At 64.5% G+C, this 16,349-nt stretch carries 8 protein-coding genes; 5 read left to right on the top strand and 3 right to left on the bottom strand.

The annotated features are described in order from the left end of the window. Positions 1-210 precede the first annotated feature (210 nt). From KF708_06195 to glgC, 3 genes are all read right to left on the bottom strand, one after another. On the bottom strand, positions 211-1,071 hold the full coding sequence (locus KF708_06195) for a purine-nucleoside phosphorylase (GenBank protein ID MBX3412291.1): 861 nt from the start codon (positions 1,069-1,071) through the stop codon (positions 211-213). Positions 1,072-1,074: 3 nt separating this feature from the next. Further along, complete coding sequence (locus KF708_06190) at positions 1,075-1,521, bottom strand: hypothetical protein (protein ID MBX3412290.1); 447 nt, start codon at positions 1,519-1,521, stop codon at positions 1,075-1,077. Between the two features lie 229 nt (positions 1,522-1,750). Beyond that, positions 1,751-3,013, bottom strand: a complete 1,263-nt coding sequence (glgC, locus tag KF708_06185; protein MBX3412289.1) for a glucose-1-phosphate adenylyltransferase — start codon at positions 3,011-3,013, stop codon at positions 1,751-1,753. Positions 3,014-3,499: 486 nt separating this feature from the next. Between glgC and glgX the strand changes: the two genes are divergently transcribed. The 5 genes from glgX (at position 3,500) to treY (ending at position 16,260) form a co-directional block, all read left to right on the top strand. Next, positions 3,500-5,605 (top strand): glycogen debranching protein GlgX, encoded by a 2,106-nt coding sequence (gene glgX, locus KF708_06180; protein MBX3412288.1) that lies wholly within the window; start codon positions 3,500-3,502, stop codon positions 5,603-5,605. Positions 5,606-5,639: 34 nt separating this feature from the next. Beyond that, on the top strand, positions 5,640-8,993 hold the full coding sequence (gene treS, locus KF708_06175; GenBank protein MBX3412287.1) for a maltose alpha-D-glucosyltransferase: 3,354 nt from the start codon (positions 5,640-5,642) through the stop codon (positions 8,991-8,993). 2 nt (positions 8,994-8,995) lie between these two features. After that, positions 8,996-11,131 carry a 4-alpha-glucanotransferase gene (gene malQ / locus KF708_06170; GenBank protein MBX3412286.1) on the top strand — a complete coding sequence of 712 codons (2,136 nt, stop codon included), beginning with the start codon at positions 8,996-8,998 and terminating at the stop codon, positions 11,129-11,131. A gap of 66 nt (positions 11,132-11,197) precedes the next feature. After that, a complete protein-coding gene (gene treZ / locus KF708_06165) occupies positions 11,198-13,102 on the top strand; it encodes a malto-oligosyltrehalose trehalohydrolase (protein MBX3412285.1) in 1,905 nt (634 codons plus the stop codon). Then, on the top strand, positions 13,087-16,260 hold the full coding sequence (gene treY / locus KF708_06160) for a malto-oligosyltrehalose synthase (GenBank protein MBX3412284.1): 3,174 nt from the start codon (positions 13,087-13,089) through the stop codon (positions 16,258-16,260). Before treZ ends, treY begins: the two co-directional genes overlap by 16 nt. Positions 16,261-16,349 lie beyond the last annotated feature (89 nt).

Raw genomic sequence — 16,349 nt, 5'->3', positions numbered from 1 at the left:
ACCCGAAAAGCATTCTTAGACCCCACCAAGTGGGAGTCAAGCGAGATAATTAGCCTCGTGAACAATTGTGTGGCCGGCGACGGTTTTCAGGGCAGAAACCGCTGAAAAATGGCCTTCCGCAGGGCTTCTCACGCGGCCGGAGGGGCATCGGCTTGGACGCGGTGGGGCGCGGCCGACAGGTAGGCGGAATCCCCCTGCGTGTGCATCTGTCTAGTGGTGGCCGGGGGCCTTCGCCGCCGGCTCGAGCAGGGCCTTGCTGCGTAACACGCCACGCACGATCTTGCGCAGGTTTGGTTCGGCCCGGGCGGCGGTGGCCAGGATCGCCTCGACGCTGGCCGGCTCGAGCGCATCGGGCAGGCACAGGTCGGTCACGATCGACAAGCCCAACACGCGCAGGCCGGCGTGTACGGCGACGATCACCTCGGGCACGGTCGACATGCCAACCACGTCCGCGCCGATGGTGCGCAAGAAACGGTACTCGGCGCGGGTTTCGAGATTCGGCCCGAGCACCGCGACGTAGACACCACGATGGGCGGCGAAATCTTCGCGCCGCGCGATGGCCAGCGCTTCGTCCGAGAGGGCCCGATCGTACGGACACGACATGTCGGGAAAGCGGGGACCCAGGCGATCGTCGTTCACGCCCACCAGCGGATTGCCGGGCAGCAGATTGATGTGATCGTCGATGACGACGACATCGCCCGCGGCGTAAAGGGGATTCATACCTCCGCAGGCGTTCGAGACGATGAGGGTCTCGGCGCCGAGGGCCTGCATGACGCGCACCGGAAACGTGATGCGATCGAGCGGATAGCCTTCGTAGGCGTGATGGCGTCCTTCCATGGCCACGAGGGGCACGTCTTCGAGCGTGCCGCAGACGAGGCGACCCTTGTGGCTGACCGAGGTGGATCGCGGAAAGTGCGGGATCTGCTCGTAATCGATCGGGGTGGCATGCTCGATCTCGGCGGCGAGTCCGCCGAGTCCGGTGCCCAGAATCAGGCCCACGCGAGGCTTGGTCGTCCAGCGCTCGCGAATCGCCTGCGCGGCGGCTTCGATCTCATCGTAGAAGTGCAGCACGGTTCAGTTGTCCAGGCCAAATTCGTCGAGGAGCAACTGAAACTCGGGCAGCTCGCGCAGCCCGTCGAGATCGCTGTCGATCTCGAGGTGACCGAGGTCGTTGTAGCCGCGTTCGAACGCGGCGCGGAGCTCGTCGATCGCCTCGACCGTCTCGCCCACCAGGGCGAGACTGCAGGCTAGGTTGTAGCGGACGATGCAATCGTCGGGGAGCAAGCGTGCCAGATGGCGATCGACGCGTAGCGCGTCGTCGTGCAACCCCTTGCGGGTGAGCAACTCTCCCTGGCAGCGCAGCACGTCGACGAATTCGGGGGCACGCGAGAGAATCCGGCCGAAGAACTCGAGGTCGAAATCGACCTGACTACGACTCTGCAACCGCTCGAGGGTCGGTTGCGACGTTATCGCGTCGGACGATACGTCGTCGGAGGGAAACATGGCCATGGACGTCCCCATTTGAGTATTCGATTGCCGGCGCGCCTGGACCAGCGAATCCATTTCGTGCCGATCGCCAGAAGCTCGATCGGGGCCCGCAAAAATTATAGGACTCGGTACCAGGGCTGCAATGAGGGTGAACGCGTCAGACTCGCGTTTTCGTGCTGCGACAGTGCTAGCACGGACGCAACTTTTTCCCGAATGGCACGCGATTCTCGCCGCGACGCGGCATCGCGTGCTGGCCGCGGGGTCAGGCCGTGGCGGCACGTTCGACGCCGAGGAGCTCTTCCAGTCCGTTCCCCTTGGCGATGACGGTAACGCCCCCCTCGCTCACGGTGAAGCCGCGCTGGCGGTCCAGGTCGTGATCGAAGCCGATCTCGGTGCCGGGGGGAATGCGCACGCCCTTGTCGATGATCGTGCGGCGGATGCGGCAGTGGCGGCCAATATCGATGTCGTCGAAGAGAATCGAATCTTCGATGCGCGAGTAGCTGTTCACGCGGACGTTGTGACCCAGGATCGAGCGGTGGACCTGTCCGCCCGAGATGATCGAGCCCTGACAGACGATGCTATCGAGGGCGCAGCCGACGCGTCCCCCAGCTTGTTCGTCGGCGAAGACGAACTTCGGCGGCGGGAAATTCGGGTGGTAGGTGCGGATGGGCCATTTCTCGTCGTACATGTTCAGCTCGGGATCGACGGCGACGAGATCCATGCTCGCTTCGAAATAGGCGTCGATCGTGCCGACGTCGCGCCAGTAGGCCTGCGCTTTGCGATTTTCGTCCTGCACGAAGGGATAGGCCATGATGCGATCGGTGCCCACCAGCGAGGGGACGATATTGCGACCGAAATCGTGCTGACTTTCGGAGTTCGCGGCGTCGAGGCAGAGTTGCTCGAACAGGTAGCGGGCCCCGAAGACGTAGATGCCCATCGAGGCGAGGATGTTGTCGGGGTCGCCGGGAATGGTCTTCGGCACGGCGGGTTTTTCTTCGAAGCCCATCACGCGCTGGTCGGCGTCGACCTGCATGACGCCAAAATGCCGCGATTCGCTGGCCGGCACGCGGAGCGCGCCGATGGTCATGTCGGCGCCCGTCTCTTTGTGGTAATCGAGCAGCCGGGCGTAGTTCATCTTATAGATGTGGTCGCCGGCCAGGATGATGACGTAGTCGGGTTTTTCTTTTTCGACGGTGTAGATGTTCTGGTAGACGGCGTCGGCCGTGCCCTGATACCAGTTTTCGTCGATGCGTTGCTGCGGGGGGACGACGTCGATGAAATCGCCCAATTCGCGGCAGAGCAGGCTCCGCCACCCCATGTTGATGTGGCGATCGAGACTCATCGCCTTGTACTGCGTCAGGACGAGGAGCTGGCGAATGCCGCTGTTGATGCAGTTGGAGAGCGTGAAATCGATGATGCGATACGCGCCGCCGAAGGGAACGGCGGGCTTGGCGCGGTCGCGCGTGAGGGGTTCGAGTCGCGTTCCCTTACCACCTGCCAGCACGACGGCCAACACTCGATCCATAACGCTCTTTCCTCCGGTGATGGCGCGCGAGACGCTCGCGGGGAGCGAACGGCGGGCGGCCAGGGCGACTCGAGATACGCGGTTTCGATCGGCGAGTAGAGCCGTTCATCGTAACGCTTCGGGCCGCGGCGCTGAACCCCCTTGCAGAAGAGAAGCGGCGTGCGTTAAGTTCGACGTTCGACTGCCCGCAGCAGTATGCTGCACAATCGGAGCGTCCCAAAAACGCGGCGCGAGTGGCCGAGGATCGTCGGCCGGTCGCGTTGGCACCCCACGGCACCCGTGCCGTGGCACGAACGACAGGGCGAATGGCGGCCCGGCTGTCGGCGGGTTTCGGTCGATGACGTGACCAGCGTGGCGCGCGGGGCCGGAGTCTGCCGGGCGAGTCCCTTCCGCTCGGGCGCCTTATACGTGAAGACCTCGACGCTCCGCCCGACTCTGGCAGCCAGCAAAGGTCAGACTCGCGTTTGGCCGGGACGATCGTATCCCTTGGGGGCGACCTGGGATGGCGCCGGGGTCAACTTTGCCATCTTTTCCGAGCACGCCACCAAGGTCGAGCTCTGCCTGTTCGATTCGGCGCACGACGTCGTCGAAACGCAGCGAATTCCTCTGCCCGAGCAGACCGACATGGTCTGGCACGGCTATCTGCCCGATGTCGAACCGGGGCAACTCTACGGCTACCGCATGCATGGTCCTTACCAACCGCAAGCCGGGCATCGCTTCAACGCGCACAAGATCGTGCTCGACCCGTACGCCAAGGCGGTGGGTCGCGACGTGCAATGGGCCGACGAGATGTTCGGCTACCGCATCGGCGATCCGGCCGCGGACCTGGTGGTCGACGAACGCGACAATGCGGCCTTTGCGCCGCTCGGCCAGGTAATCGACCCGGCGTTCACCTGGGGAGACGATCGCCCGCCGCGCACCCCCTGGAACCGCACGGTGATCTACGAGTTGCACGTCAAAGGCTTCTCGAAGCTCAACCCGGCGATTCCCAAACACCTGCGCGGCACGTATTCGGCGCTGGCCTCGGCGGAATCGATCGCCTACTTCAAGCGGTTGGGCATCACGGCCATCGAGTTGATGCCCGTCCATCACCGGCTCGACGATCGACATCTGGTCGAGCGTGGGCTGTCGAATTACTGGGGTTACAACACGCTGTCGTTCTTCGCGCCCGACAGTCGCTACGCGCCATCGGGAGGTGGCCGGCAATCGGTGCGGGCCTTCAAGCGCATGGTCCGCGCCCTGCACACGGCGGGCATCGAGGTGATTCTCGACGTGGTCTACAACCACACGGCCGAAGGAAACCACTTCGGCCCGACGCTGTCGCTGCGCGGCATCGACAATGCCGCCTATTATCGGCTGGTGCATGCCAATCCGCGCTACTACATGGATTACACCGGTTGTGGCAATACGCTGAACATGCGCCACCCACGCGTGTTGCAGCTCATCATGGACAGCTTGCGCTACTGGGTGCTCGAGATGCACGTGGACGGTTTCCGCTTCGATCTGGCCAGCGCGCTGGCACGCGAGTTGCACGAGGTAGATCGCCTGGGGGCGTTCTTCGACATCGTGCATCAAGATCCGATCCTCTCGCAGGTGAAGCTCATCGCCGAGCCCTGGGATTTGGGCGAGGGGGGATACCAGGTGGGGAACTTCCCGGTGTTGTGGACCGAGTGGAACGGCAAGTACCGCGACTCGGTGCGGCGCTTCTGGCGCGGCGACGGTGGCGCCGTGTCGGAATTGGCCACCCGGCTCTGCGGCAGCAGCGATCTCTACGAGCACAGCGGGCGACGGCCCTACGCCAGCATCAACTTCGTGACGGCGCACGACGGGTTCTCGCTCGAAGACCTGGTGAGTTACAACGACAAGCACAACCAGGCGAATCACGAGGGGAATCGGGACGGCGAAGGCCACAACCTGAGCTGGAACTGCGGCGTCGAAGGACCAACCGACGATCCGCAGGTGAAAGCGCTCCGCCTGCGGCAGAAGCGGAACTTTCTGGCCACGCTGCTGCTCTCGCAGGGCGTGCCGATGATTCGCGCCGGCGATGAGTTGAGCCACACGCAGCACGGCAACAACAATGCCTACTGCCAGGACAACGAGATCAGTTGGCTCGATTGGGATTTGACCGAGGAAGAATTGAAGTTCTTCGAGTTCGTGGCGGGGCTGATCCGCTTGCGCCATCGGCAGCCGGTGCTGCGGCGGCGCAAGTTCTCGCAGGGGAGATCGCTGCGCGGGGCGGGTTTGAAAGACGTAACCTGGTTCGAGCCCTCGGGCCGGGAAATGACCGATAGTGCCTGGCATTCCGGCTTCGTCCGCTCGATCGGAGTCTGCCTGGCGGGTGAGCTCATGGATGAGACGGACGAACGTGGCGAGGAGATCGTCGGCGATACGTTGTTGCTCTTGCTCAACGCGCATGGCGAGTCGATTCGCTTCACCCTGCCGCGCATCACCCCGAACACGCGCTGGGAACCGTTGTTCGATACGTGCGGGACGGTAGGTCGCGCCATGCACCTGGCGGGGGGGCGCCGCTACCAGGTACACGGGCGCTCGATGGCCGCCTTCCGCGTGTGGAAGCAGGAATTTCAGTCGTAGCTGACCGTCTTCGCGCGGCACAGGTGGACGCACGATGAGGCACGACCCGCGCGATCGCTCGTCGCCCGAGTGGTACAAAGACGCCATCATTTACCAGTTGCACGTGCGCGCCTTCTTCGACGCGAACGGCGATGGGATCGGCGATTTCTCGGGCCTGATCGAGAAGCTCGATTACCTGCAGGACCTGGGCGTCACGGCACTATGGCTCTTGCCCTTCTATCCCTCGCCCCTGCGCGACGATGGCTACGATATCGCCGATTATTTCGGCGTGCATCCTTCGTACGGCACGGTCCGCGACTTTCGCCAGTTCGTGCGCGAGGCGCATCGCCGCGACATGCGGATCATCACCGAGATCGTCATCAATCACACGTCCGACCAGCATCCCTGGTTCCAGGCGGCGCGGCGGGCGCCGCGCGGCTCGAGCAAACGCAATTTCTACGTCTGGAGCGACAGCGACGAGAAGTATCGCGAGGCGCGGATCATCTTCACCGACACCGAGCGCTCGAACTGGACCTGGGATCCGGTGGCGGAAACGTACTACTGGCATCGCTTCTTCCACCATCAGCCCGACCTGAACTTCGACAACCCCGTGGTGTTCAAGGCGGTGACGCGCGTGATGCGACACTGGCTGGACATGGGGGTCGACGGCGTGCGGCTGGACGCGATTCCCTACTTGATCGAGCGCGAGGGGACGAACTGCGAGAATCTGCCCGAGACACACCGCGTGCTGCGGGCGCTGCGGCGCGAGCTCGACGCCGGTTATCAGGATCGCATGTTCCTGGCCGAGGCGAACCAGTGGCCCCTCGACGTGCGTCCCTATTTCGGTGACGGCGACGAGTGTCACATGGTGTTTCATTTTCCGCTCATGCCGCGCATGTTCATGGCGCTGCGGCAGGAAGATCGGCACCCGATCATCGAGATCATGCGGCAGACGCCCGAGATTCCGCCCGAGTGCCAATGGGCGCTCTTCCTGCGGAATCACGACGAACTGACGCTCGAGATGGTGACCGACGAAGAGCGCGACTACATGTATCGCGAGTATGCGTCGGATCCGCAGGCGCGGTTGAACCTGGGCATTCGCCGCCGGCTGGCGCCGCTCTTGGGCAACAGTCGCCACCGCATCGAGCTGCTCAACAGTTTGCTGTTCTCGTTTCCGGGCACGCCGATCGTCTACTACGGCGACGAGATCGGTATGGGAGACAATATCTATCTCGGCGATCGCAACGGCGTGCGCACCCCGATGCAATGGACGGGGGATCGCAACGCGGGCTTTTCGAAGGCCGACTTCGCCCAGCTCTATTCGCCGATCATCATGGACCCCGTGTACGGCTACCAGGCGGTGAACGTCGAGGCCGAGCAGCGCGATCCTTCGTCCCTCTTGCACTGGATGAAGCGACTGATCGCGCTGCGCAAACGTTTTACGGCGTTTGGCCGCGGCGAGATGCAGTTTCTGTATCCGACGAACCGCAAGGTCCTGGCGTATCTGCGGCGCTACGAGGAAGACGTGATTCTCGTCGTGGCGAACCTGTCGCGGTTCGTCCAGCCGGCGGAGTTGGACTTGTCGGAGTTTGCCGGGCGCACGCCGGTCGAGTTGTTCGGCCACGTGCAGTTTCCACCGATCGGCGAGTTGCCCTATTTCGTCACGCTGGGGCCCCACTCGTTCTATTGGTTTCGTTTGGAGCACAATCCGGAGCAGATCACAGTCCACGCCGTGGCGCCTTCGGACGAAGCGATCGGCGCATTGCCCAAGGTGACCCTTCCCGGCGGGTGGTCGACCATCACTGAAGGACAGATTCGGGCGAGGCTCGAACGCAGCGCGCTGCCGCGATTTCTCCAGCAGCAGCGCTGGTTCAGCACGAAATCGAGAACGCTCGAAACGGTTACCATTCGCGATTGGGCGCTGCTCAATGGCGGCGCGCTCCCCACGATCCTGGCCGTGGTCGACGCGGCGTACAGCGGCGGCGCGAGCGAGTCCTACTTCGTGCCCTTGGCGATCGCCCTCGGGCAGCAGGCAGAAACGATCGCTCGTTGGCAGCCGAGCGCGATCGTGGCGCAACTGCAGTCGGGCGCGACGATGGGCATCCTGTACGATGCGCTGGTGGACGAGGCGGCCTGTGCCGAAATGTTCCGCGCGATCGAATCGCCCGTCAAATGGCCCACCCAAGTTGGTGAACTGCGGACCACCGCGATGCGGGCCCTGGCCGATATTCGCGGCGAGGTGGATCCCACGACCCTCTCGATTCGGCCCAACACGACGAACCAGGCCAACTCGACCGTTTTTTTCAACGAGCGTTTCGCGCTCAAGATGTTTCGCCGGCTGGAGCCGGGACCGAATCCCGACTACGAGATCGGGCGCTTTCTTACCGAACGGGTGCAGTTCAATCGCGTGCCGCGCACGGCGGGGGCGATCGAATACCAGCCGCTGCGGCGCGAGCCCACGACGCTGGCCCTGCTGCAAGAATTCGTGCCCAACCAGGGAGACGCCTGGGAACGTCTGCTCGACATGCTGGGTCAGTATTACGAGCGGGCGTATACGGACTCGACCACGGCCTCTTCGGCCGGGATCGAGTCGGAGCCCCAAGCCATCCGCGCCCAGGCAGAACCGCCGGCGTTCGTTGCCGAGCGGATCGGTCCGGCGCTGGCCGCCGCGGCACTGTTGGGGCAGCGCACGGGCGAGCTGCACCTGGCGCTGGCCGATGAGCGGCAAGATCCGCTCTTCAAGCCCGAGCCGTTGAACTCGAGCGATGTCGCCACGTTCGTAAAGCGCCTGGGGGAACGAGGTCGCCTGGCACAGAGTCGGCTTTCGGCGCGGCTGGAGATATTGCCCGCCCCCTGGTTGCCGCTGGCCGAGCAGGTGCTTGATGAGATTCCGCGGCTGGTGACGCGCTTCAGCCAGCAGCCCGCCGAAGAGCTGGCGGTGATGAAGATTCGCATTCACGGCGACTATCACCTGGGTCAGGTGCTGTGGGTCGAGAATGACTACGTCATCCTCGACTTTGAAGGAGAGGCGGCGCGCCCCTTGGTGCAGCGCCGGGCCAAGCAGTGCGTGTTGCGCGATATCGCGGGCATGGTGCGCTCGTTCGATTATGTGGCGTTCGCCGCCTTGCAGGAGTTCACCAAGCAGGACCGCCCGGCCGACTACACGCAGCTCGAGCCTTGGGCCGAGCAGTGGCGGCGCTGGACGGCGGCCGCGTTCTTCGACGCGTACTTGCAGGCGATTCACGATGCACCGTTCGTTCCGTCGAAGCCCGAGGAATGCCACGAACTGCTGCGCTTCTTCTTGTTCGAGCGCATGCTGGACGAGCTGGTCGATGAGTTGGCCGACCGGCCGGTATGGGCGCGAATTCCGTTGGAAGGCATTTTGCAACTCGTGGATGGGACAACCTGACGATGGCCGCTCCGAAGCATTTGGCCGCTCTGAAGAAGCTCGCTCGTGCTCATGGCTTGCAGACCTCGTACGAGGATGTGAGCGGCACGCGCCAAAACGCCACGCCGCGGGCGATGCTCGCCACGTTGCAGGGTTTTGGCGCGCCGCTCGAAACGTACGAGGACGTGCCCGAGGCGCTCCGCGCCTTCGAGTCCGCGCAGAACGCCGCGTGGGTCGAACCGGTGGCGGTAGTCAAGATGGGCGCGATCGACACGGTGGGGCTGCGGCTGCCCGAGTCGCGCGCCACGGGGCGGCTCGAAGGAGAGCTGTTCCTCGAGACGGGCGAGACGTTCACGTTTGTGAATCTGGTCGAGGACCTGCACCTGGCGGGGCATCTCGAGATCGCCGGAGAGCGTCACGTGCTGTTGCGCTGCCCGTTGCCGGGGGCCCTGGAATTGGGCTACCACAAGCTCATCCTGCGCTTACATGGCCGGCAGTTCGAGGTGTTGATCCTTGCCGCGCCGAAACAGGCCTATCAAGGCGCGGCGGGGGCCAACGCGCGGCAATGGGGCGTGTTCCTGCCCCTCTACGCGCTGCACACCTCGCGAAGTTGGGGCGCCGGCGATTTGAGCGATCTGCACGCGTTGTCCGACTGGGTGGCCGACCAGGGAGGACACTGTGTAGCGACGTTGCCGATTCTGGCGTCGTTTTCCGATCACGACGACGGCGTGAGCCCCTATTCCCCCGCCACGCGACTCTTTTGGGAAGAGATGTATCTCGATGTCGAGCGCGCCCCGGAGCTGGCCGCGTCGCCCGAGGCCGCGTCGCTCGTGGCTTCGCCCGAGTTTCAACAGGCGCTGGCCGAGTTGCGAGGGGCGGGTTGGGTCGACTATCGCCGCCAGGCGGGCTTGAAGCGTCAAGTGCTCGAGCGAATGGCCGCGGCGTTTTTCGCGGGGCACACGGAGCGTCGCGCGGCGTTCGAGAAGTTCGTCCACCGGCGTCCCGAGGTGGAAGATTATGCCCGCTTCCGCGCGGCGTGCGAGAAGCTGGGGCGCCCCTGGTTGAATTGGCCGTCGCTCGCGCGCGACGGCCGGCTCGGCGACGACTGCTGCGAGCGCGCCAACGAGCAGTATCACCTGTACGTGCAGTTTCTGGCCGATGAAGAGTTGGCCAGGCTGGCGACCGACGCCGAGCGGCGCGGCTTGATCTGGTATCTCGATCTGCCGTTGGGCGTGAATGGCGATGGCTACGACGTGTGGCGGCATCGCGATGTCTTTGCCCGCGCGGCGGCGGGGGGTGCGCCTCCCGATGCGTTCTTCACGCGCGGACAGAACTGGGGCTTTCCGCCGCTTCACCCCGAGCGCCTGCGCGAAACGCACTATGCCTACTGGATCAACGTATTGCGGCATCATCTGCAATACACGGGTTTGTTGCGGATCGATCACGTGATGGGGCTGCATCGCCTGTATTGGGTGCCCAGCGGTCTCGACGCGCGCGACGGCGTGTACGTGCGCTACCGCGACGAAGAGCTCTACGCGATTCTCAAGATCGAATCGTTCCGCCGCCGGGCGTGGCTGGTGGGCGAGAATCTCGGCACCGTGCCGCGCTACGTCAATCGCGCGCTGAAGCGCGACGGCATCCACGGCCTGTACGTGCTGCAGTTCTCGCTCGATCCGAAAGGGGACGACGCGATTCGTCCGGTGCCGCACGGCGCGGTGGCGAGCATCAACACGCACGATCTGCCGATGTTCGCCGCCTTCTGGCGGGGCCTCGATATCGACGACCGGCTGGATCTCAAGTTGCTCTCGGCCGAGGAGGCCCACGTCGAGCATGAGGAGCGTGCCGAGGTGCGCGCGGCCCTCGTGAAATGGCTGCGCGGCAAGCAACTGCTGGCCGCCGATGCCGACGACGCGGGGAGCGTGGTGGCGGCCTGTCTCGAATGGCTGGTGACGAGCGATGCCCGCATGTTGCTGGTGACGATCGAGGATCTCTGGCAGGAGCTGGCGCCGCACAACGTGCCGGGCACGTTGCACGAGCGCCGCAACTGGTGTCGCCGCGCCAAGTACAGCCTCGAGCAATTCGCGCAATTGCCCGAGGTTATCGCGGCATTTCAGCGGATCCGGGCTGCCCGTCGGGTGCCAGCTTCGAGCGCCACTTGATAGAATGTGGTCGAAGTTCGTGGTGCGTACCGCGGTGCGGCGTCACGTCGGGAGAATATCTGCACGATGAGCCGTTTGCCGGTCGATCCACCCTTTTTCGAGCAGGGCGCGCTGCGTCAGCCCGATGGCGGCGTGGCATGGCACATCTGGGCGCCGCGCCATCAGAAGCTCGAACTGGTGCTGCATACCGAGGGGCCTCCCCGCGCGCACCTGATGAAGCCGGCGGGCAACGGCTTCTTCACGTACCGCGCCCGGGGAGTGCGCGAAGGGCAGCGATACATTTATCGACTCGACGGGGAGGGAGAGTTTCCAGATCCTGCCTCGCGCTGGCAGCCAGACGGCGTGCATACCCCCTCAGCCGTCTTCTTTCCGCAGGATTTTCGCTGGACCGACAGCGGCTGGCGTGGCGTGCCGCGAGGCGAATTGGTGATCTACGAGCTGCACACCGGCACGTTCACGCGCGAGGGGACGTTCGAGGCGATCATTCCGCGTTTGGCCGAGCTGCGCGAATTAGGGGTGACGGCGATCGAGATCATGCCCGTGGCGCAGTTCCCCGGCTCGCGCAACTGGGGCTACGACGGCGTCTATCCCTTTGCCGTGCAGCAAAGCTATGGTGGACCTCGCGCGCTCCAGCGTCTGGTCGATGCGGCGCATGCGGCGGGGCTGGCCGTGATTCTCGACGTGGTCTACAACCACCTGGGGCCCGAGGGAAACTACTTCTCGCGCTTCGGCCATTACTTTGCCGATTATCACCACACGCCGTGGGGTCGGGCGCTGAATTACGATCGCGCGTTCAGCGATCCCGTGCGCCACTTCGTACTCGACAACGTGCGGATGTGGATCCGCGATTTTCACTTCGATGGGCTGCGGCTCGATGCAGCGCAAGAGATTTACGATCTCGGCACGCGGCACCTGCTGAGCGAGATCGCGGCCGTGGCGCACGAAGCCGGTGAGAAACAAGGTCGCACGACACACGTCATTGCCGAAACGAATCAGGAAGACTTGCGCCTGGTGAACCCCCCCGCGCTCGGCGGTTACGGCCTCGATGGCGTGTGGAGCGACGATTTTCACCACAGCGTTCACGCGCTGCTCACGGGCGAGCGAGACGGCTACTACCAGGACTACGGACAGCCGGAGCACCTGGCCAAGTCGTTCAACGACGTCTTCGTGCTCGACGGCTGCTACAGTCATTATCGCCAGCGGCGGCATGGCATGCCTGCGGGGGACGCGCCGCGCGATCGCTTCGTGATCTGTCTGCAGAATCACGACCAGGTGGGCAATCGCGCGGAGAGCGATCGTTTCGGCGCGCTGCTCTCGATGGCCGAACAGCGTCTGGCCGCGGCGCTCTTGCTGATCGCGCCGGGGGTGCCGATGCTCTTCATGGGCGAGGAATATGGCGAGCAACGACCCTTTCCGTTCTTCTGCTCGTTCGAAGATCGCGGCCTGGTCGAGGCGGTGCGCCGGGGGCGCGCGGCGGAATTCGCCGGGCACACGTTCCGCTGGAGTAAGGAACCACTCGATCCGCAGGCGCTGTCCACGTTCGAAGCGGCCAAGCTCACCTGGAGCTGGCCAGCGGGGAGCGAGGCGGCCGGCCTGCGGGCGCTGTACCGCGACCTGTTGTCCGCGCGGCGTACGTGGCCGGCGTTGCGCGACATCGCCCCTACGACGGCACGCGTGGTGTCGGGTGACGGGGGTGATCGTCGCGGCGCCGATGACGGTCCGCCACCACTGCTCATCGTGCGCCGCGGGGCACAGCCAGCCTTGTTGGCGGTGGCCAATCTGAGCAAGTCGAGGCAGGCCTGTCCGGACGTCGCGGGCGAACTGGCAGACATTTTGGGCGAGCTGCCCACCGCCGTGCTCAGCACGGCACAATCTTGTTATGCAGGGGAGCGAACGTCGCTCGACGAAGTGAGCGTACTCGAACCGTTCGAGTTGGTGATATGGGGGCCCCAGTCATGGCGACCACGCTAGACGCGGCCAAGCTCGCCGAGCAGGTGGCCGATCGCGTGCGCGACCTGCTGCGCCGTCGGCGCGCCGTGCCGCATGCGACGTACCGCGTGCAGTTGCACGCCGACTTCACGTTTCGCGACGTGCAAGCCCTGGTGCCGTATCTCGCGGCGCTGGGAGTGAGCGATCTTTATGCCTCGCCTTACCTGAAGGCCAGGCAAGGCAGCCGCCACGGGTACGATGTTTGCGACCACAATCGCTTGAATCCCGAGCTGGGGACGTCCGACGATTTCGAGGCGCTGTGCGCGACGCTGGCCGAGCATGGCATGCGCCAGGTACTCGACATCGTGCCCAATCACATGGGCATCACCAGCGACGACAACACCTGGTGGCGCGACGTCCTCGAGAACGGGCAAAGCTCCCCCTTCGCACATTACTTCGATATCGACTGGTATCCGGTCAAGGCCGAGCTGGCCGGCAAAGTGCTGCTGCCCGTCCTGGGCGATCAGTATGGTCACGTGCTCGAAGCGGGGCAGTTGAAGCTGGCGTTCGCCGAGGGCAGCTTCTCGGTGAACTACTTTCACCAGTCGTTTCCGCTCGATCCGCGGACGACGACCGATCTGCTGGATCACGATCGTGAAACGCTGCGCCGCGAGTTGGGGCCAGAGTCGCCGGCGCTTTGGGAATTCGAGAGCATTCGGTCGGGACTCGAACACCTGCCCGATACGCTGACGGTGTTTCCCGACGCGATGGCCGAGCGACGCCGCGAGAAAGAGATCCTGCGTCGACGTCTCGCGGCGCTCGTGGCGAGCGAACCGGGCGTCGCCGTGGCCATCGAGCGCAGCGTGGCGTGGTTCAACGGCCAAGTCGGCGAGCCGGAAACGTTCGATCCGCTCGATCAATTGTTGCGCCGGCAGCCGTATCGGCTCTCGCACTGGAAAGCGGCGGCCGACGAGATCAACTACCGCCGCTTCTTCGACATCAACGAGCTGGCCGCCGTGTGCATGGAGGACGCCGAGGTCTTCCAGCATGCGCATCGATTGGTGACGGAACTGCTCGTGCGCGGCGATGTGCTGGGGTTGCGCATCGATCATATCGACGGCCTCTACAACCCGCGCGAGTATCTGCGCCGCCTGCAATGGAAGTTCGTGCGAGCGTTGGCCCGGGCAATCTTCGAGCGAGAGTTCGCGACGGCCGTCGAGGGCGCCGCCTGGCACGACGTGGCCGAGGCGACACTCGCGGCGCTGGTACCGCTCGTGGGAAGCGAACTGCCGGCTCTATGGCAAGAGGCCGACGCCCGGCCGGCGCCCGAGCGATTGCTGCCCGCCAAGCTCGACCACGCGACCAACGATCTGCCTCCGGCCGGCGACGCCTCTGCCGGCGAGCACGCGCCGCCACTCTACGTGGTCGTGGAAAAGATTCTTGGCCCGACCGAGCCTTTGCCACAGGATTGGGCCACGGCGGGCACCACGGGCTACGACTTCCTCAATTCGCTGGGCGGGTTGTTCATCGATCCTGTCGGGCGGCAGGCGGTGATCAAGACCTACGATCGCTTTCTCGGCCGGCATTTCGACTTCCACGAAGTAGCCTACACGGCGAAGAAGTTGATCCTGCGCAGCGCGCTCTCGAGCGAAGTCCAGGTGCTCGCGCATCGTTTGAATCGCATCTCGGAGCGTCAGCGGCGTTTTTGCGATTTTACGCTCAACACGCTGAGGCAAGCCCTGCGCGAGGTGCTGACCTGTTTTCCCGTCTATCGCACGTACATCGATTCGGCCGACGTATCGGAAGAAGGTCGCCACGTGGTGCTGCAGGCGGTGGCGCAGGCGCGGCGGCGCAATCCCACGCTCGACGGGGCGCTGTTCGATTTCATCCGCGACGTGTTCTTGTCGGCCGATTGGGCGACGAAGGAATCGGCCAACTACTACGAGCGCATGTTGTTCGTCGGTCGCTGCCAGCAGATCACGAGCCCCGCGATGGCCAAGGGGATCGAAGACACGGCCTTCTATCAATATGTGCCGCTCGTGTCGGAAAACGAGGTAGGGGGCGATCCGCCGCATTCGGTCACGACCGTCGAGGCCTTCCATCGCGACAATCTCGAACGCCGCACGCAGCGGCCGAACTCGCTGACCTGCACCACCACGCACGACACCAAGCGCAGCGAAGACGTGCGCGCCAGGATCAGCGTCTTGTCCGAGGTACCCCATCTGTGGCGGGTCGCGTTGAATCGCTTCGCGCGCTGGAACCGCCGTTTCCGCCGTGAAGTCGACGGCGAAGAGGCGCCCAGTCGCAATGCCGAGTACCTGTTCTACCAGTCGTTGCTGGGCGTGTGGCCCCTGGTCCGTCCCGATGAAGTCGCCTTGCGCGAGCTGACCGCGCGGATGCAGACCTACATGGAGAAGGCGACCCGCGAAGCCAAGCTCCGCACGAGCTGGATCAACCCGCATGCCGAGTACGATCGTGCGGTGGCGGAGTTCGTGGCGCATGCCCTCGATCCGGTGCGCAGCGCGCGTTTTTTGCAGGAGCTACAGGCGTTTCACGAGCGAATCGTCGACTGGGGGCTTTATACGGCGCTCTCGCAGACGTTCGGCAAGCTGCTCTCGCCCGGCGTACCCGACATCTACCAGGGGCAGGAGTTGTGGGACTTCAGCCTGGTCGATCCCGACAACCGCCGGCCGGTGGACTACGATCGGCGCCGCGCGGCGCTCGATGAGTTCACGGCCGCCGAGCAGCGCCAGGATGGCAGCCTCTACGAAATGGCCAGGCAGTTGGGGCGCCACGTGCGCGACGAGCGCGCAAAGTTGTTCGTTACGTGGCGAGCGCTGCAGTTTCGCCGGGCGCATGCCAGGCTGTTCGGTGAAGGAGAGTATCGACCCCTCGAGGTGCGCGGCGGGCAGGCGGCGCACGTGTGCGCGTGGTCGTGGCAGGGTGCGGCTCCCGACGAAGGAGCGATCGCCGTGATGCCACGCTTGCTCGCGCGATTGACGCCCGCGGCCGAGGGCGAGATGACGCCACCCCCACTGGGACCGGCCATCTGGGGCGATACCATGCTCGTGGCCGAAGGGCTGGCGGGGGTGAAGTTCCGCCAGGTGTTTACGGGCGAAGAGCTTGCCTGGCGCGACGAAGGGGTGCCGCTGGCGGAGGTGCTGGCCGACTTTCCCGTCGCGCTGCTCGAGAAGGCTTAACATCTCGACAGATCAAGGTCATGAACCACTAAAGTAGCACAGGCTGCCGGCCTGTGCAGAGATCAAGAGTGGCTTCAGAAGCGCTTTCC

It is taken from the genome of Pirellulales bacterium, from assembly GCA_019636335.1.
In the GTDB taxonomy this organism is placed as follows: domain Bacteria; phylum Planctomycetota; class Planctomycetia; order Pirellulales; family JAEUIK01; genus JAHBXR01.
Note: the sequence above shows the minus strand (reverse complement) of the source record. Positions and strands in the feature narration are given on the sequence as shown.